Origin of the sequence: Rathayibacter sp. AY2B3 (assembly GCF_002931755.1) — a bacterium.
Lineage (GTDB): Bacteria > Actinomycetota > Actinomycetes > Actinomycetales > Microbacteriaceae > Rathayibacter.
Window position 1 is genome coordinate 23,429 of the sequence record NZ_PSUG01000028.1, and the last position, 20,956, is coordinate 44,384.

A 20,956-nucleotide genomic window follows, 5' to 3' on the forward strand; every position below is an offset into this window, starting at 1 on the left:
CACCGACGCCCACGAGGGCTTGCGGAGCGGCGCCGTGCGCCCCGCTTCACGAGCCGAGCAGCGCGTGGGCGACCGTGAAGATGACCAGGCCGGCCAGGGAGCCGACGACGGTGCCGTTGATCCGGATGAACTGGAGGTCCTTCCCGACCTGGAGCTCGAGCTTCTCGGACGTCTCGCGCGGGTCCCAGCGGTGGATCGTGTCGCCGATGATGCTGGCGATGTCGGTGCGGTAGCGGTCGACCAGGTTCGCCGCCACCGAGCCGATCCAGGAGTCGACGGTCGCCGCGAGGCCGGCGTCGGTCGAGAGCCGGCGGCCCAGATCGACGACGATCGACTCGATACTGCCGCGCAGCGGGCTCGCCGGGTCGTCCATCGCGCCGAGGAGCGAGGCCTTCGTCGCCTCCCAGGCGTCCCCCGCGAGCTCGCGGACGCGCGGGCTGTCGAAGGCGCGGTTCTTGATCTCCTCGACGCGGGCGATCAGGTCGGGATCGGTGCCCAGATCCTGCGCCAGCGTGGCGAGGTAGCCGTCGATCGCGATCCGGAACGGGTGCACCTGGTCCTCGCGCACCGCCGCGACGAAGACGAGAGCCTCGCGGTACAGCCGCTCGTCCACCGCTCGGCTGACCGCGGAGGGCAGCCAGCTCGGCAGGCGGCCGCTGACCATGCGGGTGAAGCTCTGCGGGTTCGCGGTCAGCCACTCCTCCGCCTGCTCGACCAGCGTGTCCACGAGTCGCCGATGGTGGCCGGCCTCGACCACGCTGCCCACCAGCGAGCCCAGCGGCGGGCCCCACTGCGGGTCGAGGAGGTGGCGCCGCGCCAGCGCCTCGATCACGCGCTGCACATCGGAGTCGTCCAGCAGGGCGATCGCCGAGCGGACGGCCGCCGCGCTCTCGCCGCCGACACGGTGCGCGTTCTCCGGCTCGGCGAGCCAGAGCCCCGCCCGCCGGGCGATCCCGAAGGAGTCGAGCTTCTCGCGCACGATGGCGCCGCGGAGGAAGTTCTCCTCGACGAACTGCGCGAGGCTCGCGCCGATCTCGTCCTTCTTGGTCGGGATGATCGCGGTGTGCGGGATCGGCAGGCCCAGCGGCCGCCGGAACAGCGCGGTCACGGCGAACCAGTCGGCGAGCGCGCCGACCATCCCGCCCTCGCTCGCGGCCCGGACCCACTGCAGCCACGGGTAGCGCTCCTGCAGGGCGAACGACACGGCGAAGACGACGGCCATCACCACGAGCAGGCCCGTGGCGAGCCGCTTCATCCGGACGAGGGCGACGCGCTTGGCCTCGTCGTCGCGCCCCACCGCCGCGAGGGAGGTCATGACGCGGTGGGGAACCCCTCGTGGCGGATGCCCCACGCGACGGTCCACTCCTCGCCCGGCTCGAGCCAGCGCAGGCCCTGCCCGCTGTTGAACGCCTCGGCCGGAGCGGTCATCGGCTCCACGGCGATCGCGGTCTTCACGTCGTCGCCGTCGGGGAAGATCCGGGTGATGAAGACCTGGATGAAGTTGTGCGACGCGTCGGCCCAGAGGAGCACGCGGCGCCCGTCGGCGGCGCGGAGGCCGTGCACGCTCTCACCGTCGACCATCCGGACGTCGGCCCAGGCGTCGTCGAGCTCGAGGTCGCCGATGCGGCGGCCGGAGCGGAGGTCCCACTCGGTGCCCTCGACCGGCTTCTGCACGGTGGGGTTGAGGCGCTCGTCGACCTCGATGTGCACCGCCGCGTCGACGGTGATCTCGAGCTCGTCGGTCGGCACGTCGCCGATGGCGAGGAAGGGGTGCGTGCCGATGGCGACGGGTGCCTCGTCGGCTCCGACGTTGACGACGCGGTGGACGACCTTCAGCCCGTCGGCCTGCAGCTCGTAGCGGACCGAGGTCTCGAGGTGGAACGGGTAGCCCGCCTGCGGCACGACCGGCGCGGCCAGCTCGACGAAGGAGGGGCCCTGGTCGACGAGGCGGTACGGGGTGCTCACCAGGAGGCCGTGGATGGCGTTGTGGTACTTCGGCTCGGTGATCGCGAGCTGGAGCGTCTCGCCGCGGTGGTGCCAGCGCCCGTCCTTCACGCGGTTGGGCCACGGCATCAGGACGATGCCCGAGCCGAACGGCGGGACGGTGCTCTCCGGGTAGGAGGCGGTGATCTCCACTCCGTCGACCGAGAGGTGGCGCAGCGCTGCGGCCACCTCCGTCACGACGGCGTGCAGGGTGCGTCCCTCGGCGGTGAGGTCGAGGGAGAACTGGCGCCCGGTGGCGGGAGCTGGGGTGAAGTCGGCCATTCCTCGATCCTACGGACTGACGCGCTCGCCGAGCGCCCGGCAACGGGTGACCGCGAGCCCCGCCTCCTCCAGAGCGGCGACCAGTCCGTCGGCGGCTCCCGCACCCGTGAGCAGACGGTCGAACTCGTCGGGAGCGGCGACCCGGCCGAGGTCGACCACTCCGAGCTTCGAGGAGTCGGCGACCACGACCCGGCGGGTCGCCGCCTGCAGCATCCGGCGCTTCAGGGTCGCCTCGGGGAGGTTGACGTTGGTGACGCCGGCTTCGGGGTGCACGCCGGTGCAGCCGATGAAGGCGATGTCGGCGCGGATCCGCTCGAGCATCTCGGACGCGAGCGGCTCGACCAGCGAGTGCTGCAGCGGCCGCAGAGTGCCCCCGGTGACGACGACGGTGAAGCGCGGGATGGCCGGCTCGAGCGCCAGAGCCGTGGAGAGGCCGTTCGTGATCACCGTGACGTCGCGCAGCTCCTCGCGAGCCACGAGCGCGTGCGCGATGGCGAGCGGTGTGGTGCCCACGTCGAGCACGATGCTCTGCCCGGAGGAGACGGAGGCGGCGGCCTCGCGGCCGATCGCGGCCTTCTCGTCGGAGGCGGCGCTCAGGCCCTCCTCGAGCGAGCGCTCGCCGGTCGGCCTAGGCGCGGGGATCGCCCCTCCGCGCACCCGCTGGAGGACGCCCTCGCTCGCCAGCAGTGCGAGATCGGAGCGGACGGTGACGACCGAGACCCCGAGCATGTCGGCCATCGGGGCGACCCCGACGAAGCCCGAGCTCTCGGCGGCCAGGCGCAGCCTCAGCCGGCGCTCGATCGCCGACGTGGACTCCTGCTCGCCGTCCGTCCTCATCCGCCCATCGTGCCCGCGGTCGAGCGGACTTGTCAAAGAGAAAACCAGCTTTCCTTTTCGAAGGTACGGCCCTAGTCTGACTCCTGCCATGAACGAAGCGATCACCCTCTCCGCCGGCGTCGTCAAGCGCCCGCACACGCTGGCCGACGGCCGCGAGCTCCTCTACTTCGACGACGCCGACACGACGCTCCCCCCGGAGCGCGCCGCCGACGCCCGCCACCTCGACCCCCGCCCCGCCACCGCGCGGATGCGCCAGGACGTGCTGACCGGCGAGTGGGTCTCCATCGCCGCGTCGCGCCAGAACCGCGTGTTCCTGCCGCCGGCCGAGCTCGATCCGCTCGCTCCGGCGTCGCCGACGAACCCGTCGGAGGTGCCCAGCCGCTACGACGTCGCCGTCTTCGAGAACCGCTCCCCCTCCTTCGGCCCGCTCCTCGAGGATGCGGACGCGCCCGCCTCGCTGGAGGACCTGCGCACCCTCGGGCTCGGCCGGACGCTGACCAGCGTCGGCCGCTGCGAGGTCGTCTGCTTCAGCCCCGAGCACGAGGGCTCGTTCGCCACGCTCAGCGCCTCCCGCGCCCGGACCGTGGTCGAGGCCTGGGCCGACCGCGTGGGCGCCCTCTCGGCCCTTCCCGGCGTGCAGCAGGTCTTCCCGTTCGAGAACCGCGGCGAGGCGATCGGCGTCACGCTGCACCACCCCCACGGGCAGATCTACTCCTACCCCTACGTCACGCCGCGCACGACCCGTCTGCTCGCCTCGCTCGACAGCTACGGGCCCTCGATGTTCGCCGACGTCCTCGCCTTCGAGCAGGCCGGCGAGCGCGTCCTCCTCCGCGGCGAGCACTTCACCGCGTTCGTGCCGTTCGCCGCACGCTGGCCCGTCGAGGTGCACCTCCTGCCGCACCGCCACGTCCCGGACCTGGCGGCGACCACCCCGGAGGAGCGCGACGAGCTCGCGACGATCTACCAGCGCCTGCTCCGCGGCATCGACGCCCTCTACGACACCCCGACGCCCTACATCGCCGCCTGGCACCAGGCCCCGGTGCACGAGCGCCGCGACGAGGTGCGCCTGATGCTCCAGATCACCTCGCCCCGCCGCGCCGAGACGAAGCTCAAGTACCTCGCGGGGAGCGAGGCCGCGATGGGGGCCTGGATCGGCGACATCGCCCCGGAGACGAGCGCCGCGGCCCTGCGTGCCGCCATCGAACGGGCCGACGCGGCCGTGCTCGAGGCCGGGATCGCCCAGCGCCCCGACGCGGCCCTGCCGGTCGCCGCGCACAGCGACGACTCGCTGCCCGACGGCGCCGCCACTCCCGCAACGACCGCCGCCGACATCGCCGAGGAGAACCGATGACCGCCGCTCCCGCCTCCCTGACCGCCGTCGCCGAGAGCGCGGCCGCCGCCTTCGAGCGCACCTTCGACCGGCCCGCAGCGGGCGTCTGGGCCGGCCCCGGTCGTGTGAACCTGATCGGCGAGCACACCGACTACAACGACGGCTTCGTCTTCCCCTTCGCCATCGACCGCGCCACCGCGATGGCCGTCGCTCCGCGGGAGGACCGCCTCATCAGGATCAGCAGCGCCTTCTCGCCCGAGGTGATCGAGGTCGCCCTCGACGAGCTCGGCCCCGGCGCCGTGACCGGCTGGTCGGCCTACCCGCTCGGCGTGGTCTGGGCGCTCACGGAGTACGGCGTCGACCTGGGCTCCCGCTCGGGCTTCGACGCGTACGTCGACTCCGACGTGCCGGTCGGCGCGGGGCTCTCGAGCTCGGCGGCGCTGATGTGCGCGATGGCCGTCGCCCTCGACGAGCTCTGGGACCTCGGCTTCGACCGCGCGACGATGGCCCGCGTCGGCCGCCGCGCCGAGAACGTCGCGGTCGGCGCCCCCACCGGGATCATGGACGAGTCCGCCTCCCTCTTCGGGGAGCGCGACGCCGCGGTGTTCCTGGACTGCCGCAGCCTCGACACCGAGGTCATCCCCCTCGGCTTCGAGGAGGCCGGGCTCGTCCTGCTCGTCGTCGACACCCGCGTCGAGCACGCTCACGCCACCGGCGGCTACGCCGAGCGGCGCGCCTCCTGCGAGCTCGGCGCCGCGACCCTCGGCGTGCCGTCGCTCCGCGAGCTGACGGTCGACGACCTGCCGCGCGCCGAGGAGCTCCTCGACGACGTCACCTACCGGCGGGTGAAGCACGTCGTGACGGAGGACGCCCGCGTGCTCGAGACCGTCCGCACCCTGCGCGAGCACGGCCCGCGGGCGATCGGCGATCTGCTCGACGCCGGCCACGTCTCCCTCCGCGACGACTTCGAGATCTCGGTGCCCGAGCTCGACACCGCCGTCGAAGCGGCGCGCGGCGCCGGAGCGATCGGCGCCCGGATGACCGGTGGCGGCTTCGGCGGCTCCGCGATCGCCCTCACTCCGGTGGAGAAGGAGGAGGAGGTCCGCGCCGCGGTCCTCGCCGCCTTCGCCGAGAAGGGCTTCACGACTCCGGAGCTCTTCCTGGTCACGGCCGCCGACGGCGCGGGCCGCGTGCTCTGACCCCTGCCCTCGTCGACGCCCCTTGCGATCTCGGATCGCAGGGGGCGTTCGTCGTCGAGTCGGCGCTACGGCGCCGGATCCGGCGGGACGACGGCCCGCGCCTCTCCCCCGGTGACCCGCACCAGCTCGTCGAAGCCGGTCGGGTAGACGGTGTGCGCGTGCCCGGCCGCCGCCCAGACGACTTCGTAGGCGGCGAGGGCCGTGTCGACCACGGTGCGCAGCGGCGCGGGATGACCGACCGGCGCGATCCCGCCGATCGTCTGGCCCGTCGCGGACTTCACGTCGGCGGCCGGCGCCCGGGTGACCGATCCGCCCAGCTGCACGCCCAGCCAGGCGGTGTCGACGCGGTGGCCGCCGCTGGTCAGGACCAGCAGCGGCGCACCGTCGAGCAGGAACACCAGCGAGTTGGCGATCTGGCCGACGTCGACGCCCAGCGCCTCTGCCGCCAGCGCGGCCGTCGACGCGGCCGAGTCGAGCCAGCGCACGGCCGGATGCACACCGTGCCGGTCGAGGTCGGCGAGGACGCGGTCGACGGCCGGGTGGCTCCGTTCGCTCATGCCGCCGAGGCTAGCGCCCCGGCCGGGCTCACTTCTCGAACGTGGACGCGTCGATCACGAAGCGGTAGCGGACGTCCGAGGCGAGGACGCGCTCGTAGGCCTCGTTGATCTGCGAGGCCGAGACGACCTCGACCTCGCTCGCGATGCCCTTCTCGGCGCAGAAGTCGAGCATCTCCTGGGTCTCGCGGATGCCGCCGATGCCCGAGCCCGCGAAGGACCGGCGGGCGCCGAAGAGCGTGAACACGTGCAGCGGCAGCGCTTCGGCCGGAGCGCCCACGTTCACCATCGTGCCGTTGCGGCGCAGGAGTCCCAGGTAGGCGTCGAGGTCGAGGGGCGCGCTGACCGTGTTGACGATCAGGTCGAAGGTGTTCGCGAGATCGGTGAAGGTCGCCTCGTCGCGCGTCGCGTAGTAGTGGTCGGCGCCCAGGCGGAGGCCGTCCTCCTTCTTGCTCAGGGTCTGCGAGAGCACGGTGACCTCGGCGCCCATCGCGTGCGCGAACTTGACGGCCATGTGGCCGAGCCCGCCGAGGCCGACGACGGCCACGCGCTTGCCGGGGCCCGCTTCCCAATGCGAGAGCGGCGAGTAGGTCGTGATGCCCGCGCACAGCAGCGGAGCGGCGGCCTCGTAGGGGATCGACTCCGGGACGCGGAGCACGAAGTCCTCGACGACGACGACGTGCGTGGAGTAGCCGCCCTGGGTGATGGTGCCGTCGCGGTCGACGGAGGCGTAGGTGCCGGTGTTGCCCTTCAGGCAGTACTGCTCCTCGCCCGCGAGGCAGTTCTCGCACTCGCGGCAGGAGTTCACCATGCAGCCGACGCCGACGCGGTCGCCGACGGAGTGCTTGGTGACCTCGGAGCCGACCTCGGCGACGACGCCGACGATCTCGTGGCCGACGGTCAGCGGGTACGCCACCGGACCCCAGTCGCCGCGGACGGTGTGGATGTCCGAGTGGCAGATGCCGGAGTAGGCGATCTCGATGAGCACGTCGTGCGGTCCGACGTCGCGGCGCTCGATGGTGGTGGGGACGAGCGGCTCGGTCGCGGAGGGAGCGGCGTAGGCGGTGACGGTGAGCATGGGTTCTCCTCGTGGGGCGGGAAGCGCTCCGAGGACGTGTCCGACGGGGTGGGGGACGCGAGAGCGCCCGGCCACGCTACCGGCAGGCGACTGGACGTCGCCCCCGAGCGCGGTCCGGCGAGGGTCCCGTGGCGAGGAACCGGTCAGCGCAGGGCGCGCTCTGCCGCCGTCACCACGTTGTGGATGAGCATCGCCCGCGTCATCGGGCCGACGCCTCCGGGGACCGGCGAGAGCCAGCCCGCGACCTCCGAGACCTCCGGAGCGACGTCGCCGGTCAGCTTCGCCCGGCCCGTCTCGGGGTTCTCGACCCTCGTGATGCCCACGTCGAGCACGGCGGCGCCGGGCTTCACCCAGTCGGCGCGGATGAGCCCGGGCACGCCCACGGCCGCCACCACGATGTCGGCGCGGCGCACCTCCGCGGCGAGATCGGCCGTGCGGGAGTGGGTGAGAGTCACGGTGGCGTCGAGGCCCTTCCGCGTGAGCAGGAGCCCGAGCGGACGGCCGACGGTGAGCCCGCGGCCGATGACGACGACGTGCCTGCCCGAGGTCGGGATCCCGTGGCGCTGCAGCATCTCGACGATGCCGTTCGGCGTGCAGGGCAGCGGACTGTCCAGCTCGCCCTCGACGCCGAGCACCAGGCGGCCCAGGTTGGTGGGGTGCAGGCCGTCGGCGTCCTTGTCCGGATCCATCAGCTCGAGCATCGCGTTCTCGTCGATGCCCTTCGGCAGCGGGAGCTGGATGATGTACCCGGTCACGGCCTCCGAGTCGTTGAGCTGCCGGATGGCGGCGCGGATGTCGTCCGCCGACGCGGTCGCCGGGAGGTCCACGCGGATCGACTCGATCCCGACCTCCGCGCAGTCGCGGTGCTTGCCCGCGACGTACGAGCGGGAGGCGGGGTCGTCCCCCACCAGCAGCGTGCCGAGCCCGGGCACGACGCCCCGTTCGCGCAGAGCGGCGACCCGCTCCGCGATCTCCGTCTTGACAGCGGTCGCCGTCGCGACTCCGTCGAGTACCTGTGCCGTCATCGCGGTCTCCTCGGTCGTGGCGCGGCGGAGGGGAGCGGTGCCCCGGCCTCCGCCGCGCGGGTGGTGCAGCGGATCGACTACAGCCCGGGGTAGAGCGGGAAGTCGTCGGTGAGGCGGGCGACCCGGCCGCGCAGCGCCTCGAGGTCGGCCGAGGGCTTGAGCGCCTCGGCGATGACGTCGGCGACCTCGGTGAACTCCGTGTCGCCGAAGCCGCGGGTCGCGAGCGCCGGCGTGCCGATGCGCAGGCCCGAGGTGACCATCGGCGGGCGGGGGTCGAACGGCACGGCGTTGCGGTTGACCGTGATGCCGACCTCGTGGAGGCGGTCCTCGGCCTGCTTGCCGTCCAGAGGCGAGTCGCGCAGGTCGGCGAGGACGAGGTGGACGTCCGTGCCGCCGGTCAGGACGTCGATGCTCTCGGCTTTCGAGTCGGCCGCCGTGAGGCGCTCGGCGAGGATCTGCGCGCCGCGGATGGTGCGTGCCTGGCGGTCGGCGAACTCGGGCTCGCCGGCGAGCTTGAACGCGGTCGCCTTCGCGGCGATCACGTGCATCAGCGGGCCGCCCTGCTGGCCGGGGAAGACGGCCGAGTTCAGCTTCTTGGCGTACTCCTGCTTCGCGAGGATGAGCCCCGAGCGCGGGCCGGCCAGCGTCTTGTGGACGGTGGTGGTCACGACGTCGGCGTAGGGCACCGGCGACGGGTGCAGCCCGGCCGCCACGAGGCCGGCGAAGTGGGCCATGTCGACCCAGAGCTTCGCGCCGACCTCGTCGGCGATGGCGCGGAACGCCTCGAAGTCGAGCTGACGGGGGTAGGCGGACCAGCCGGCGATGAGCACCTGCGGGCGGACCTCGAGGGCCTTCTCGCGGACCGCGTCCATGTCGATCCGGAAGGTCTGCGGGTCGACGCCGTACGCGGTCGCGTTGTAGAGCTTGCCCGAGAAGTTCAGCTTCATGCCGTGGGTCAGGTGGCCGCCGTGCGCGAGCTCGAGGCCGAGGATGGTGTCTCCGGGCTGCACGAGGGCGGCGAGCGCCGCGGCGTTGGCGGAGGCTCCGGAGTGCGGCTGGACGTTGGCGAACTCGGCACCGAAGAGGGCCTTGGCCCGGTCGATCGCGAGCTGCTCGGCGATGTCGACGTACTCGCAGCCGCCGTAGTAGCGGCGTCCGGGGTAGCCCTCGGCGTACTTGTTGGTCAGGACGGAGCCCTGCGACTCGAGGATCGCGCGCGGCACGAAGTTCTCGCTGGCGATCATCTCGAGGTAGCCGCGCTGGCGGTCGAGCTCCTGCTGGAGCACGGCGGCGATCTCGGGGTCGACCACCGACACGGGCTGGTCGAACGAGGCGGCGACGCCGGGGCTGGCGGGGGAAGAGGACACGGACGCTCCTTGGCTGGGAAACGGAAGGGGCCCGGCAGGTCGCGGCGGCGCGACACGGCTCGTTCGGGCGACCCGATCTACGGTATCCGTTCCAGCCCAGGCGTGCGGCGGGAAAAGTGTCCGGGGCGCTGCCCCGGAGGAGGTGCCGCTCCCTGATGGTCACCCATCCGAACGCCAGTCGCGGCGGCCTCACTCTAGCAAGGGGGCAGAGTGGCGCGGGAGACGCGCCACTCTGACGAGGGCCGCTCGGGTCCGTGCGACGATCCCTCGGTCGGCGCCGGTGCGGGGCCGGTGAGGAGGGCGCCGCAGTGGCATCTCGACACGGCTCCGAGCGCATCGATGATCGGAGCGACAGCGAGCTCCTCGCGCTGGTCCGGAAGGGCCGCACGGACGCCGTGTCCGAGCTCTGGCGCCGGCACTCCGCGGCCGGCCGCACCGTGGCCCGGGCGTGGGCGAGCAGCTCCGATCCCGACGACCTGGTGTCGGAGGCGTTCCTCCGCGTCCTCCGGGCCGTCGAGAGCGGCGGCGGACCCGAGGGCGCCTTCCGCCCGTACTTCTTCACCGCCGTCCGCAACGTCGCGGGGTCCTGGGCCCGGCGGGGCAGGCACGAGCGGCCGTTCGACGAGGCCGACCGCGCCCTCCCCTCCGCGGGCCCCGATCCCGAGTCGCACGCCCTCGCCGCCCTCGAGCGGGACCTGGGCGCGCGCGCGTTCCGGACGCTGCCGCCGCGCTGGCAGGAGGTGCTCTGGTACACGGAGGTGGAGGGCCTGTCCCCCGCCGCCGCCGCGCCGCTGATGGGGCTGCGGCCCAACGCGGTCGCAGCGCTCGGGGTCCGGGCGCGGGAGGGGCTGCGCTCCGCGTGGATCCGGGAGCACGTGGCGGACGCCTCGGCGACGGGCGAGTGCGAGTGGGTGCTCGAGCGGGCGGGGACGCACGCGCGAGGACGTGCGCCGGCCCGCGACAGGCGCCGCATCGACCGGCACCTGGAGGGGTGTCTCTCCTGCCGCGAGGCGCTGTCGGAGGCCGAGAGCACCGCGCGCCGCCTCGCCTCGGTGCTGCTGCCGCTGACCGCCGGAGTGAGCGGTGCGGCCGCCTGGGCGGCGGGCGGAGGCTCCGGCGCGGCCGCCGGTCCGCTGCCGAGCGCGGTCCGGGCGTCGAGAGCGGTCCGGGCGTCGGGAGCGGGCAGCGGAACGGGCGTGGTCGTCGCCGCGTCCGCTGCGGCGGCACTCGCGGTCGCGGGAGTCGTCGGGACGGCACTGCTGCTGTCGGGGAGCGGGAACGGGGCGGTCGTGGCGGCGATGGACGCCGCCACCCGGGAGGACGAGGGCGGAACGGCCGAGACACCTGCGCCGACGGCGAGCGGAGGAGCGACGGCGAGCGCCGACGGGTCGGAGACCGACCCGTCGGCCGCGGACCGCGCGAGTGCAGGAGCGGACGGCGTTCCGGCGGGGCGGTCCAGCGAATCCGGCTCCGCTCCGAGGAGCACGGTGCCGGCCGGGGACGGAGGGGCCGATGCCGGAGCGACGCGCGCGACCCTCGGGAGGACGGGACGCCCGCCGCAGCGGGAGTCGTCCCCCGATCCTGTCGGCGCACCGGCGTCGAGTGGGATCGAGGCGGACGCCTCACCGGCTCCTGCCGCGGACCCGGATCGCCCTGCCGCGACCGGCAGCGCGGCACCGGCGCCCTCCCCCGCCGTCACCGCGGCTCCGACACCCTCCGGGTCGCCGGGGGTCGCGACCGGGAGCTCCGCGCCGAGCCCGGTCGGCACCGGCCCGAGCCTGCCCTCCGGTCCGGTCCGGCCCTCCGTCCCGAACACGACTCCCGCACCGGGCACTCCGGCTCCGGCACCGGGCACTCCGACTCCGGTCGCGACCCGGGCGCCGAGCACATCCGGTCCGGTCGCGACTCCTGCGCCGAGCGCTCCGACACCGGTCGCGACACCGGCTCCGGGCACTCCGGCTCCGGTCACCACTCCCGCACCGAGCACCCCGACACCGGCGCCGACGACTCCGCGGACCCCCGCGGCTCCCGTCGGAACTCCGGCGCCCGCACCGACCGCGACACCTGCACCGCCCGCCGCGGCCGCGCCGACCCTCGCACTCGACACCGACGGCCGGCTGCTGCCCGATGCCCTCGGCACCGCCGCGCCCGGCGCCGAGGTGATCCTCGAGGACGCCTCCGACGGACGCCGCTGGGGATCCGCCACCGCCGACGCCGCCGGCTCCTGGACAGTGCCGGCGCTCCCCCTCCCCGCCGGCACGACCGCGGTGCTGGCGCGCACCGCCGCAGGAGTCAGCGCCCCCGAGACGGTCGACCTGCGCGCTCCGGTGCTCCTCGCCCGGGCCGCATCGAGCGGGGGCGCGGTCGGCGTGCTCGTGCTCGCCGATCCCGACGCGGACGGCCTCGACCTCCTGGTCGACGGCGAGCAGGTGCGATCCCTCGCTCCCGGTGCCCCCGTCCTCGCTGCGACCCTGCAGGTCGGCCCCGGGAGGCACGCGATCGGGGTCCGCTACTCCTCCCCGGCCGGGCGGACGGGACCCGTCGCCGCCGTGCCGGTCGACGCGGGCTGAGGCGCGCGGACCGCCCCGTGCCCCACCGTTATCCTGGGCGGATGCAGCCCGAACCCGCCGCGTCCGCGACTCCCCGGCCCGCCTCCGCGAGCACCCGTCCGACGGGCAGCGACGCCGCGTGGTCCGGCACCCGGCCCACGGGCAACCACTGGACCCTCACGTTCGCCTGCCCCGACCAGCCCGGCATCGTGCACGCCGTGTCCGGCGCCGTCGTCCAGGCCCGCGGCAACATCACCGAGAGCCAGCAGTTCTCGAGCGCCGACACCGGCCGCTTCTTCATGCGCCTGCAGGTGGAGTCGCCGATCAGCCGCGAGGAGTTCGCGGCCGCGCTGCTGCCGATCACCGAGCACTACGGGATGACCTGGCGCCTCGATGTCGTCGGCCGACCGCTGCGCACCCTCGTCCTCGCCTCCACCGCCGCGCACTGCGTCAACGACCTGCTCTTCCGCCAGCGCGCCGGGCAGCTCGCGGTGGACATCCCGATGATCCTGTCCAACCACGGCAGCCTCCGCGACCTCGCCGAGTTCTACGGCGTGCCCTTCGAGTCGCGACCCGTGGTCTCGCCGGAGTCGAAGCGCGGGTTCGAGGAGCGCGTGCTGGAGGTCGTCGAGGAGCACGACGTCGAGCTCGTGGTCCTGGCGCGCTACATGCAGATCCTCTCCCCCGAGCTCTGCGCGCGCCTGGCCGGCCGCGCCATCAACATCCACCACTCGTTCCTGCCGGGCTTCAAGGGCGCGAACCCCTACAAGCAGGCGCACGCCCGCGGCGTCAAGCTGATCGGCGCGACCGCGCACTTCGTCACCAGCGATCTCGACGAGGGGCCGATCATCGAGCAGAACGTGGTGCGCGTGGACCACTCGCACTCGGTCGCCCAGCTCGTGGCGATCGGGCAGGACGAGGAGAGCCGCACGCTCACGCAGGCGGTCAAGTGGTTCGCGGAGGACCGGGTGCTCCTCGACGGGGCCCGCACCATCATCTTCCGCTGACCTCCGGCGGCTAGTGTGGTCGGCGTGAATCGAGCAGGAGCGGACACCGCGGGCACCGACATCAGGATCGGCCCGAACGCGATCCTCCGCTTCCTCCTGGAGCTCGTCGCGCTGGCGACCTTCGCCCTCTGGGGCTTCGCGTCGTGGGACCTCCCGTGGAACATCGTCCTCGGCATCGGCGCTCCGGTGGTCGCCGCGCTGATCTGGGCGCTCTTCCTCTCGCCGCGCGCTGTCCTCGCGATCGACGTCTACGGCCGTTCGCTGATCGAGCTGCTCGTGATGGGCGCCGCCGCGCTGGCGTGGCTGGACCTCGGCCAGCCGGTCGTCGCGATCGTCTTCGGCGTCCTCGCCGTCGTCTCCGGCGTCATCGCGGGACGCCGCTCCCTCTGAGCCGGACGTCGGCCGCCCAGGCCGAGGGAGCGCTCGCCCGGAGCCGGGCACCGCTGTCGTCGAGCGGGCATCGCGGGCTCTGAGCGGAACCGACCGAGTCGGTGCGGGCACTGCCCCGAGCCCTGCCCCCGCGCGTGGCTCGCGCGCTCCTGATCCCGACCGCATCGCGAGCCGACCCGTCTCCGCCTCCCCTGCCCGGGAACGGCGAACGGCCGCCCCCGCCGCTCCAGGAGGAGCAGGGGGACGGCCGTGCGCGGCGGTCGCGGAGGACTACTCCGCGGCGCCCGCCTCACGCTGCGCCAGGGCGCGGCGTCGGAGGCCGGTGATCACAGCACCCGCACCGAGGAGGGCGAGGGCGGCGGCTCCGAGGAGACCACCGTCGAAGCCCGTCGACGGGAGGCCGCCGGCGCCGTGGCCGGGCGCGCCCGGTCCGGCGGTCGGCGTGGAGGTGGGCTCCCCCGGTCCGGCGGTGGGGCCGGCCGTCGGCGTCGCGGTCGGCTCCGGGGTGCCCGTGGGCTCCGGAGTCGCGGTCGGCGTCGGGGTGGGGGTGACCGCCTCGGTGACGTCGACGCTCACGAGCGTCGCGAGTCCCGAGTCGGTGTAGGCGACACGGCCGAGGTAGCGGGCCGGGCCCGCCAGGTTCGACCAGGAGACCGCGTACGCGATCGGCTCGCCCTGCACCGCGTCGACCACGGCGGGGTCGGCGCTCAGCGAGCCGAGACCGTTCTCCGGAGTGATGACGAAGCTGCGGAAGTCGAACGTGACGGTCGGGGATCCCGGAGCGGTCGAGTAGACATCGGCCTGGACCGTGTACTCGCCCGGGGCGGGGTCGGCGATGTCGACGCGCTCGTCGGCCGAGCCGGTCGCCGAGGTGAAGACCGTGTCGGTGCTCTCACTGGTGACGGTGAGGTCGAGGTCGGCCGCGTCGTCGAGCGAGTCGAGGTCGAAGCGGGCGAACTCGGCGCCCTCCGGCACCACGACGGTGGTCGTCAGCGACTTCCCCGTGGGGAGCGTCGCCGAGTGTCCGTCGGCGGCGGTGGCGTCCTCGGCGAGGACTCCCTCGGCGAGACCGCTCGCGGTGAGCGGCAGCGCGCCGGTGATGCCGGGTGTGACCGTCACCGTGCCGGTGCCGGTCGAGCCGGTGCCGGAGACCTCGTAGGGCGCGTCCAGGAGGACGGGGCGCACCGCGATCGGGCTGCGGACGTCGTGCTCCGCGCTCGCCCAGGTCAGGTAGCCGGTGGCGAACTGATTGAGCGCCGCCGAGCCGGTGGTGAAGGAGACCGTGTACTCCGCCGTCTGGCCCGCACCCGTGAAGGAGAGGGTCGAGGGCGAGACGACGGTGTCGATGCCGGCGAGGCCGTCGACCGAGGCGGTGTAGGTGCCTGCGCCGGTCGAGGTGACCGTGCGGGTCACGGTCTGCGTGCCCGCGAGGGCGCCGATCGCGATCGAGGCCTGGTTGAGGTCGGACGGGTCGATCGCGGCGATCGGGTCGATCACCGGGTTCGAGGTGAAGACGTAGCCGGCGCCCTTGAGGAAGGCGATCCAGTCCTCGGTGCCGCTCTGGTAGAGCAGTCCGGGGTCGAGGAACGCGGCCGGGTCGACGTGTCCGGCACCCTGGGCGAAGACGTCCTCGGACGCGGCGCCCGACTGGTCGACGCTGTCGTAGGCGGAGGTCATCATGGCCGACTTCACCGCGGACGGCGTGGCCTTCGGGGTCGCGCCGAGGATCAGCGCGCCGAGGCCCGCCACGTGCGGCGACGACATCGAGGTGCCGGACTCGAACGCGAAGGCGGGGTCGTCGCCCTCGGCGTTGAAGCTGTCGGCCAGGATCGCGACGCCGGGCGCCGTGAGGTCGGGCTTCAGCACGTCGGCGCCGTCCGCCTCAGCGGGTCCGCGCGACGAGAAGCCGGCGACCTGCGGGACGGGGATGGAGGCACCGGACGAGTTGCCCTCGGAGAGGTTCACGGTCGCACCGGCGGTGCCGGCGTAGGTCGTGATCGCCTGGTAGGCCTGCGAGTCGATCTGGATGCTGGGGACCGAGTGGTCGTCGACGTGCAGGGCGTTCGGGGTCGGGTTGAGCAGCAGCATGCCGATGCCGCCGGCCCGCTCGACCTCGGCCGACTTGGAGACGCGCGCGGTGACGCCCGCGGTGCAGGCGACGACCTTGCCCTTCACCTTGTCGGGGTCGAGGGTGCCGGTCTCGCAGATGGCGGGGTTCTCGGTGCCCGAGCGGACGACGTCGGCGCTGTTCACCAGCGGTCCGGTGACGTCCTCGTGGACCGAGATGGATCCTCCGACGAACTTCTGGCCGTCACCGAGGGTGGCGGTCGCCGTGTAGGTCGGGATCGAGGACGCGGCGACCGTGGTGTACCAGGGCGACGCGTGGTCGAGCGTGGAGGCGCCCGCACCGGAGTTGCCGGCCGAGGCCGCGACGAAGACGCCGGCGGCGGCGGCGTTGAGGAACGCCTCGTCGATCGCGGTCAGGGTCGAGGTGGCCGAGCCGCCGCCGATGGAGAAGTTGATGACGTCGACGCCGTCCTTGGTCGCGGCGTCGATGGCCGCGAGGATGCCCGCTCCGGAGCAGAAGTCGTCGTCGTCGGTGCCCTCGTCGGGTCCGTTCCAGCAGACCTTGTACGCGGCGACCTTGGCGGCCGGGGCGACTCCGGAGATCTTCCCGTAGTCGTAGCCGTCGACGCTCGCCTCGACGCCGTTGTTGCCGGCTGCCGTGCTCGCGGTGTGCGAGCCGTGTCCGTCGGCGTCGCGCGGGGAGCGGTACTCGGGGTTGTCCGTCGAGCCGACCTCCTCGTCCGCGAGGAACCAGCGTGCGCCGATGAGCTTCTGGTTGCACTCGTCGCCGTCCCACTGCTCGGAGGCGGGGAGCCCCGGCGAGCAGGAGCCGACAAAGGTTCCGCCGTCCGACTTCACGAAGGAGGTGGTGGTGCCGTCCGTGTAGGGGGCCGCTCCGGGCGAGGTCGCCAGGGGCGCGCCCGCGAAGGAGGGGTTCTCGGGCGCGATGCCGGAGTCGATGACGCCGACGACGACGCCTTCGCCCGCCTTGTCGATGCCGCCCAGCTTCTGCCAGACGCCGTTCTCGCCCTCGAGGCCGAGGAAGTCGGTGGAGCGCTGCTGTCCGGTGTCGGGCACCGGGATGCCGGCGGCGGCCGCGGCGAGCGGCGAGGCCTGCGCGGCGCGGTCGACCTTCAGGTTCTCGACCTTGCGCACCTGGGCGACGTCGCGGCGGCTCGCGAGCTCGCCCGCCTGCTCGCCCGAGAGGGTCGCGGAGAAGCCGTTGAGGGCGACGGTGTAGTGGTAGCCGATGGCGGCGTCGACCGCGGAGGCGACGTCCTCCTGGCGCTGCTCCAGGTGGGCGGAGTAGTCCTCCACCGGAGCCGAGGCGGCCTGCAGCTGCGCACCGTCGACGGGCGCGGTGCGCGCGAAGCGGGCGTCGCTGCCCTGGTAAGTGGCCGCGGAGGGCTCGACGAGGGTGACGACGTAATCGCCGTCGTCGAAGCTCTGGCCGACGGAGAGCCCGCCGACGAGCGAGGCGCTGCCGGCGAGAGGGGCGGCACTGGCGCCGGTGGTGGCGAAGGCCGCGGTCGCGGCCACTCCGAGGACGGCGAGGCCCGCGAGGATGCGCCTCTCAGCGCGGCGGACGGGTGGTCGGTGGGACAGGTGGATCGGCAATCGATGTCCTTACTCACATTCGCTGGGAACCGGATCGGTTTCCACACAGAAACGACCCTACGAACTCGATTGCCCAGCTTTGTTACGAACAGGTAACGAAGTTGACGCCGAGGCGGCCCGCGGCAGTGGCACTCCCGCCCCCCGAGTGCTGATCTGCTGGCGTTGAGCCGGGTCGGCTCGACTCCTGGAACTCTTCGTTGCACGACTGAACGGAGTGATCTCATGGTTGTCACCTACGACCCCGTCCGCGAGCTGGACCGCCTCGCCATCGCCCTCCTCGGCTCCGGCCAGGGCCCCGCTGGATGCCGATCGACCTGTACCGGGACGGCGACCACGACGTCCTCACCGCCGACCTCCCCGGCATCGACCCGGGATCCGTCGACGTCGACGGTCAGCTCCTCACCATCCGCGCCCAGCGCACCGTCGCGAGCGGCGACGACGTCACCTGGATCACCCGGGAGCGCCAGTCGGCGACCTTCGTCCGCCAGCTGAGCCCCGGCCAGGGCGTCGACACCGAGCGCATCGCCGCGTCCTACGACAACGGCGTGCTCTCGGTGACCATCCCGGTCAGCGAGAAGGCGCGCCCCCGCCGCATCGAGGTCGTCTCGACCGCCCGCCCCGAGCAGGTGCGGATCGGCGAGGCGGCGGCCGAGTAGGACGACGACGGAGGGCCCGTCCGCGGTCGTGCGGGCGGGCCCTCCGCCTGCCCGCACGCCCTACGCTGGCCGGATGCGCGCCTCCTCCTCAGACACAGCCGTCGGCGTCCTGCTCCCCCGAGATCTCCCCGCCTCCGAGGTGCTCGGCTACGCCCGCCGCGCCGAGGAGCTCGGCTTCGACGAGCTCTGGGTGGTCGAGGACCTCGGCTTCCGCGGCGGCATCGCCCAGGCCGGCGCGGTGCTCGCCGCCACCGAGCGGATCGTCGTCGGCATCGGCATCCTGCCCGCCGCCGTCCGCACGGCGGCCTTCACCGCGATGGAGCTGGGCACCCTCGCCGAGCTGTTCCCCGGCCGCGTCCACGCCGGCATCGGGCACGGGATGCCGCACTGGATGCGCGGCCTCGGAGTCTGGCCGCGCAGCCCGCTCTCCCTGCTCGAGGAGCAGTTCGACGCGATCCGCTCACTGCTCTCCGGCGAGCGCACCGACCGCTCCGGCCGCTACGTGCACGTGGACGCCCTCGTCCTGGAGTCGCCGCCCGCCGTCGTGCCGCCGCTGCTGGCCGGCGTCCGCGGACCGAAGTCGCTGGCGCTCGCCGGCCGGATCGCCGACGGGGCCGTCCTGGCCGAGCCCGTCACTCCGGAGTACCTCGCGGCGGCCCGCGGCCACCTCGGCGGCACCGGGCGGATCGTCGCCTACAACGTGGCCGCCGTGGACGACGACGCGGCCGCCGCGCGCGACGCGGTCCGGCCCGGACTCGAGTGGATCGGCGAGCCGGACTGGGCGCCGCACATCGAGCCGCTCCCCTTCGCCGAGGACTTCGCCCGCCTGCGGGCTGCGAGCGCCGACCGCGCCGCGTTCGTCCGCGACCTGCCCGACGCCTGGGTCGACCAGCTGGCCGTCGTGGGCACTCCCGAGGACGCTCGTCGCCGCATCGGGCTGCTGCACGAGGCCGGCGCCTCGAGCGTCGTGCTGATGCCGTCGGGGCCCGATCCGCTCCACGCGATGGAGGAGCTCGCCCGGGCGCTCTGACGCGCTCGGCCCCGCCCCGGTGCCGCCCACCGGGCCCGGAGACGCGTCCGGCCCGCAGGATCCGAGGATCGTGCGGGCCGGACGGTCTGCTGGAGCCGGAGGTCAGGCCGACATGCGGGCCTTCAGGTTCTCGTCGAGGGTGGCGAGGAACTCCTCGGTCGTCTGCCAGCCCTGCTCGGGGCCGACGAGCAGAGCGAGGTCCTTCGTCATCTTCCCGGACTCGACGGTCTTGATGACGACGTCCTCCAGGGTGAGCGAGAAGTCGATGAGCTCCTGGTTGCCGTCGAGCTTGCCGCGGTGCGCGAGGCCGCGCGTCCAGGCGTAGATCGAGGCGATCGGGTTGGTCGAGGTGGGCTTGCCGGCCTGGTGCTGGCGGTAGTGGCGCGTGACGGTGCCGTGCGCCGCCTCCGCCTCGACGACGCTGCCGTCGGGCGTGGAGAGCACGGAGGTCATCAGACCCAGCGAGCCGAAGCCCTGCGCGACGGTGTCGGACTGGACGTCGCCGTCGTAGTTCTTGCAGGCCCAGACGTAGCCGCCCTCCCACTTCATGGCCGAGGCGACCATGTCGTCGATGAGGCGGTGCTCGTAGGTGAGTCCCGCGGCGTCGAAGCGCTCCTTGAACTCGGTCTCGAAGATCTCCTCGAAGATGTCCTTGAAGCGGCCGTCGTAGGCCTTGAGGATCGTGTTCTTGGTGGAGAGGTAGACCGGGTAGTTGCGCGAGAGGCCGTAGTTGAGCGACGAGCGGGCGAAGTCGCGGATCGACGCGTCCTGGTTGTACTGGACCTGCGCGATGCCGTCGTCCGGGGCCTTGTAGACCTCGAACCTCATCGGCTCGGAGCCGTCCTCGGGCGTGAACTCGACGGTCAGCGTGCCCTTGCCCTTGAAGACGAAGTCGGTGGCGCGGTACTGGTCGCCGAACGCGTGGCGGCCGATGATGATCGGCTTGTTCCAGCCGGGGACCAGGCGCGGGATGTTCGAGATGATGATGGGCTCGCGGAAGATCACGCCGCCGAGGATGTTGCGGATCGTGCCGTTGGGCGACTTCCACATCTTCTTCAGGCCGAACTCCTCGACGCGGGCCTCGTCAGGGGTGATGGTCGCGCACTTCACGCCGACGCCGTGCTTCTGGATGGCGTGCGCCGCGTCGATCGTGACCTGGTCGTCCGTCTCGTCGCGGTACTCGATGCCGAGGTCGTAGTACTCGAGGTTCACGTCGAGGTACGGGTGGATGAGGGTGTCCTTGATCTTCTGCCAGATGATGCGCGTCATCTCGTCGCCGTCGAGCTCGACGACCGTTCCCTCAACCTTGATCTTGGACATTGCTCTCCCATGGTGTCGATGACCCCGCACCTGTGCGGGACGGGCGGCTCTGCACCGCTCCGGATGGCCTCCGCCAGCCTACCCGAGGCCCGAACTGTCTCGATGTCGAGACACTTCTCCGCCGTCGGCCCGACGGCCCGTCCGCGTCGCCCGACAGGAGGATGCCCGCCGCCGCACGCCGCCGGTACAGTGACGGCATGAGTGACCTCCGCCTGGAAGAGCTGTCCGCCTCGAACATCTCCGCCGTCAACGGGCTGAGCCTCAAACCCGGCCAGGAGCAGTTCATCGCCCCGGTCTCCTACTCCGCCGCCGCCGCCGTGATCGACCCGGGCGCCTCCTGGCAGCGGGCCGTGATGGACGGCGACGAGCTCGTCGGCTTCATCCACGCGCACTTCGACCCCGAGGCGGCGGAGGAGTTCCGCAGCTGCATCTGGCGCATCAACATCGACGCGGCGAAGCAGGGCCGAGGCGTCGGAACCTTCGCGGTCCGCGCCACCGCGGACGAGGCCCGCGCCCGCGGCTTCGACACCCTCACGGTGATCTGGGAGTCCGGCGAGGACGGCCCCGAGCAGTTCTTCCGCTGGATCGGCTTCGAGGTCGTCGGCGAGACGCAGTACGGCGAGAACATCGGGGCGCTGACGCTCTGAGCGCGGAGGGTGCGCGGG

Annotated in this window: 16 protein-coding genes and 1 pseudogene; 8 read left to right on the forward strand and 9 right to left on the reverse strand. The window is 73.1% G+C overall.

The features are described from left to right. Positions 1-46: 46 nt before the first annotated feature. Genes C5C24_RS10730 through C5C24_RS10740 form a run of 3 tightly spaced genes read right to left on the reverse strand, consistent with a single transcriptional unit; the run spans position 47 to position 3,102 of the window. Positions 47-1,315, reverse strand: a complete 1,269-nt coding sequence (locus tag C5C24_RS10730) for a DUF445 domain-containing protein (RefSeq protein WP_104276953.1) — start codon at positions 1,313-1,315, stop codon at positions 47-49. Continuing rightward, positions 1,312-2,265, reverse strand: coding sequence for an aldose 1-epimerase family protein (locus C5C24_RS10735; protein ID WP_104276952.1), 954 nt, complete (start codon positions 2,263-2,265; stop codon positions 1,312-1,314). Before C5C24_RS10735 ends, C5C24_RS10730 begins: the two co-directional genes overlap by 4 nt. 9 nt (positions 2,266-2,274) lie before the next feature. Continuing rightward, positions 2,275-3,102 (reverse strand): DeoR/GlpR family DNA-binding transcription regulator, encoded by an 828-nt coding sequence (locus C5C24_RS10740; RefSeq protein WP_104276951.1) that lies wholly within the window; start codon positions 3,100-3,102, stop codon positions 2,275-2,277. A gap of 88 nt (positions 3,103-3,190) precedes the next feature. Here C5C24_RS10740 and galT point away from each other — a divergent pair, with 88 nt between their 5' ends. Together galT and galK are read left to right on the forward strand one after the other, a co-directional pair. Continuing rightward, positions 3,191-4,453, forward strand: a complete 1,263-nt coding sequence (galT, locus tag C5C24_RS10745) for a galactose-1-phosphate uridylyltransferase (RefSeq protein ID WP_104276950.1) — start codon at positions 3,191-3,193, stop codon at positions 4,451-4,453. Then, positions 4,450-5,631, forward strand: a complete 1,182-nt coding sequence (gene galK / locus C5C24_RS10750) for a galactokinase (protein ID WP_104276949.1) — start codon at positions 4,450-4,452, stop codon at positions 5,629-5,631. Before galT ends, galK begins: the two co-directional genes overlap by 4 nt. Before the next feature lie 65 nt (positions 5,632-5,696). Here the strand turns inward: galK and C5C24_RS10755 are convergent, their stop codons facing one another. The 4 genes from C5C24_RS10755 to glyA form a co-directional block, all read right to left on the reverse strand. Beyond that, positions 5,697-6,188 (reverse strand): YbaK/EbsC family protein, encoded by a 492-nt coding sequence (locus C5C24_RS10755; RefSeq protein WP_104281649.1) that lies wholly within the window; start codon positions 6,186-6,188, stop codon positions 5,697-5,699. Positions 6,189-6,216: 28 nt separating this feature from the next. After that, positions 6,217-7,263: an NAD(P)-dependent alcohol dehydrogenase gene (locus C5C24_RS10760; protein WP_104233905.1), complete on the reverse strand. Its 1,047-nt coding sequence runs from the start codon at positions 7,261-7,263 to the stop codon at positions 6,217-6,219. 143 nt (positions 7,264-7,406) lie between these two features. Beyond that, positions 7,407-8,288: a bifunctional methylenetetrahydrofolate dehydrogenase/methenyltetrahydrofolate cyclohydrolase gene (locus C5C24_RS10765; RefSeq protein ID WP_104276947.1), complete on the reverse strand. Its 882-nt coding sequence runs from the start codon at positions 8,286-8,288 to the stop codon at positions 7,407-7,409. A 77-nt stretch (positions 8,289-8,365) separates the two neighbouring features. Next, positions 8,366-9,655 carry a serine hydroxymethyltransferase gene (gene glyA, locus C5C24_RS10770; protein WP_104304949.1) on the reverse strand — a complete coding sequence of 430 codons (1,290 nt, stop codon included), beginning with the start codon at positions 9,653-9,655 and terminating at the stop codon, positions 8,366-8,368. A gap of 308 nt (positions 9,656-9,963) precedes the next feature. On the opposite strand from glyA, the gene C5C24_RS10775 reads away from it, so the two are divergent. The 3 genes from C5C24_RS10775 to C5C24_RS10785 are packed head-to-tail and all read left to right on the forward strand — an operon-like array spanning position 9,964 to position 13,601. Continuing rightward, positions 9,964-12,225: a sigma-70 family RNA polymerase sigma factor gene (locus C5C24_RS10775; protein ID WP_181135519.1), complete on the forward strand. Its 2,262-nt coding sequence runs from the start codon at positions 9,964-9,966 to the stop codon at positions 12,223-12,225. 41 nt (positions 12,226-12,266) lie between these two features. Continuing rightward, positions 12,267-13,211, forward strand: coding sequence for a formyltetrahydrofolate deformylase (gene purU / locus C5C24_RS10780; protein WP_104276945.1), 945 nt, complete (start codon positions 12,267-12,269; stop codon positions 13,209-13,211). Positions 13,212-13,235: 24 nt separating this feature from the next. After that, the gene (locus C5C24_RS10785) at positions 13,236-13,601 is read left to right on the forward strand and encodes a YrdB family protein (protein WP_104276971.1); all 366 of its coding nucleotides are present in this window, start codon (positions 13,236-13,238) and stop codon (positions 13,599-13,601) included. 270 nt (positions 13,602-13,871) lie between these two features. Here C5C24_RS10785 and C5C24_RS10790 read toward each other — a convergent pair whose 3' ends face one another. Next, a complete protein-coding gene (locus tag C5C24_RS10790; protein ID WP_104304951.1) occupies positions 13,872-17,285 on the reverse strand; it encodes a S8 family serine peptidase in 3,414 nt (1,137 codons plus the stop codon). Positions 17,286-17,507: 222 nt separating this feature from the next. Here C5C24_RS10790 and C5C24_RS10795 point away from each other — a divergent pair. Then, a pseudogene (locus tag C5C24_RS10795) lies at positions 17,508-17,941 on the forward strand (Hsp20/alpha crystallin family protein). A 73-nt stretch (positions 17,942-18,014) separates the two neighbouring features. After that, the gene (locus C5C24_RS10800; protein ID WP_104304952.1) at positions 18,015-18,971 is read left to right on the forward strand and encodes an LLM class flavin-dependent oxidoreductase; all 957 of its coding nucleotides are present in this window, start codon (positions 18,015-18,017) and stop codon (positions 18,969-18,971) included. A 102-nt stretch (positions 18,972-19,073) separates the two neighbouring features. On the opposite strand, the gene C5C24_RS10805 is transcribed toward C5C24_RS10800, so the two are convergent. Further along, complete coding sequence (locus tag C5C24_RS10805) at positions 19,074-20,291, reverse strand: NADP-dependent isocitrate dehydrogenase (RefSeq protein ID WP_104224939.1); 1,218 nt, start codon at positions 20,289-20,291, stop codon at positions 19,074-19,076. Between the two features lie 197 nt (positions 20,292-20,488). Here C5C24_RS10805 and C5C24_RS10810 point away from each other — a divergent pair, with 197 nt between their 5' ends. Further along, a complete protein-coding gene (locus tag C5C24_RS10810) occupies positions 20,489-20,938 on the forward strand; it encodes a GNAT family N-acetyltransferase (RefSeq protein WP_104224946.1) in 450 nt (149 codons plus the stop codon). Positions 20,939-20,956 lie beyond the last annotated feature (18 nt).

Bases quoted from the DNA above. Each gene is read 5' to 3' on its own strand.
- galK (WP_104276949.1), top strand. From the start codon at position 4,450: ATGACCGCCGCTCCCGCCTCCCTGACCGCCGTCGCCGAGAGCGCGGCC.
- galT (WP_104276950.1), top strand. From the start codon at position 3,191: ATGAACGAAGCGATCACCCTCTCCGCCGGCGTCGTCAAGCGCCCGCAC.
- C5C24_RS10800 (WP_104304952.1), top strand. From the start codon at position 18,015: ATGCGCGCCTCCTCCTCAGACACAGCCGTCGGCGTCCTGCTCCCCCGA.
- purU (WP_104276945.1), top strand. From the start codon at position 12,267: ATGCAGCCCGAACCCGCCGCGTCCGCGACTCCCCGGCCCGCCTCCGCG.
- C5C24_RS10765 (WP_104276947.1), bottom strand. From the start codon at position 8,288: ATGACGGCACAGGTACTCGACGGAGTCGCGACGGCGACCGCTGTCAAG.
- C5C24_RS10755 (WP_104281649.1), bottom strand. From the start codon at position 6,188: ATGAGCGAACGGAGCCACCCGGCCGTCGACCGCGTCCTCGCCGACCTC.
- C5C24_RS10730 (WP_104276953.1), bottom strand. From the start codon at position 1,315: ATGACCTCCCTCGCGGCGGTGGGGCGCGACGACGAGGCCAAGCGCGTC.
- C5C24_RS10740 (WP_104276951.1), bottom strand. From the start codon at position 3,102: ATGAGGACGGACGGCGAGCAGGAGTCCACGTCGGCGATCGAGCGCCGG.
- C5C24_RS10810 (WP_104224946.1), top strand. From the start codon at position 20,489: ATGAGTGACCTCCGCCTGGAAGAGCTGTCCGCCTCGAACATCTCCGCC.
- C5C24_RS10760 (WP_104233905.1), bottom strand. From the start codon at position 7,263: ATGCTCACCGTCACCGCCTACGCCGCTCCCTCCGCGACCGAGCCGCTC.
- C5C24_RS10735 (WP_104276952.1), bottom strand. From the start codon at position 2,265: ATGGCCGACTTCACCCCAGCTCCCGCCACCGGGCGCCAGTTCTCCCTC.
- C5C24_RS10805 (WP_104224939.1), bottom strand. From the start codon at position 20,291: ATGTCCAAGATCAAGGTTGAGGGAACGGTCGTCGAGCTCGACGGCGAC.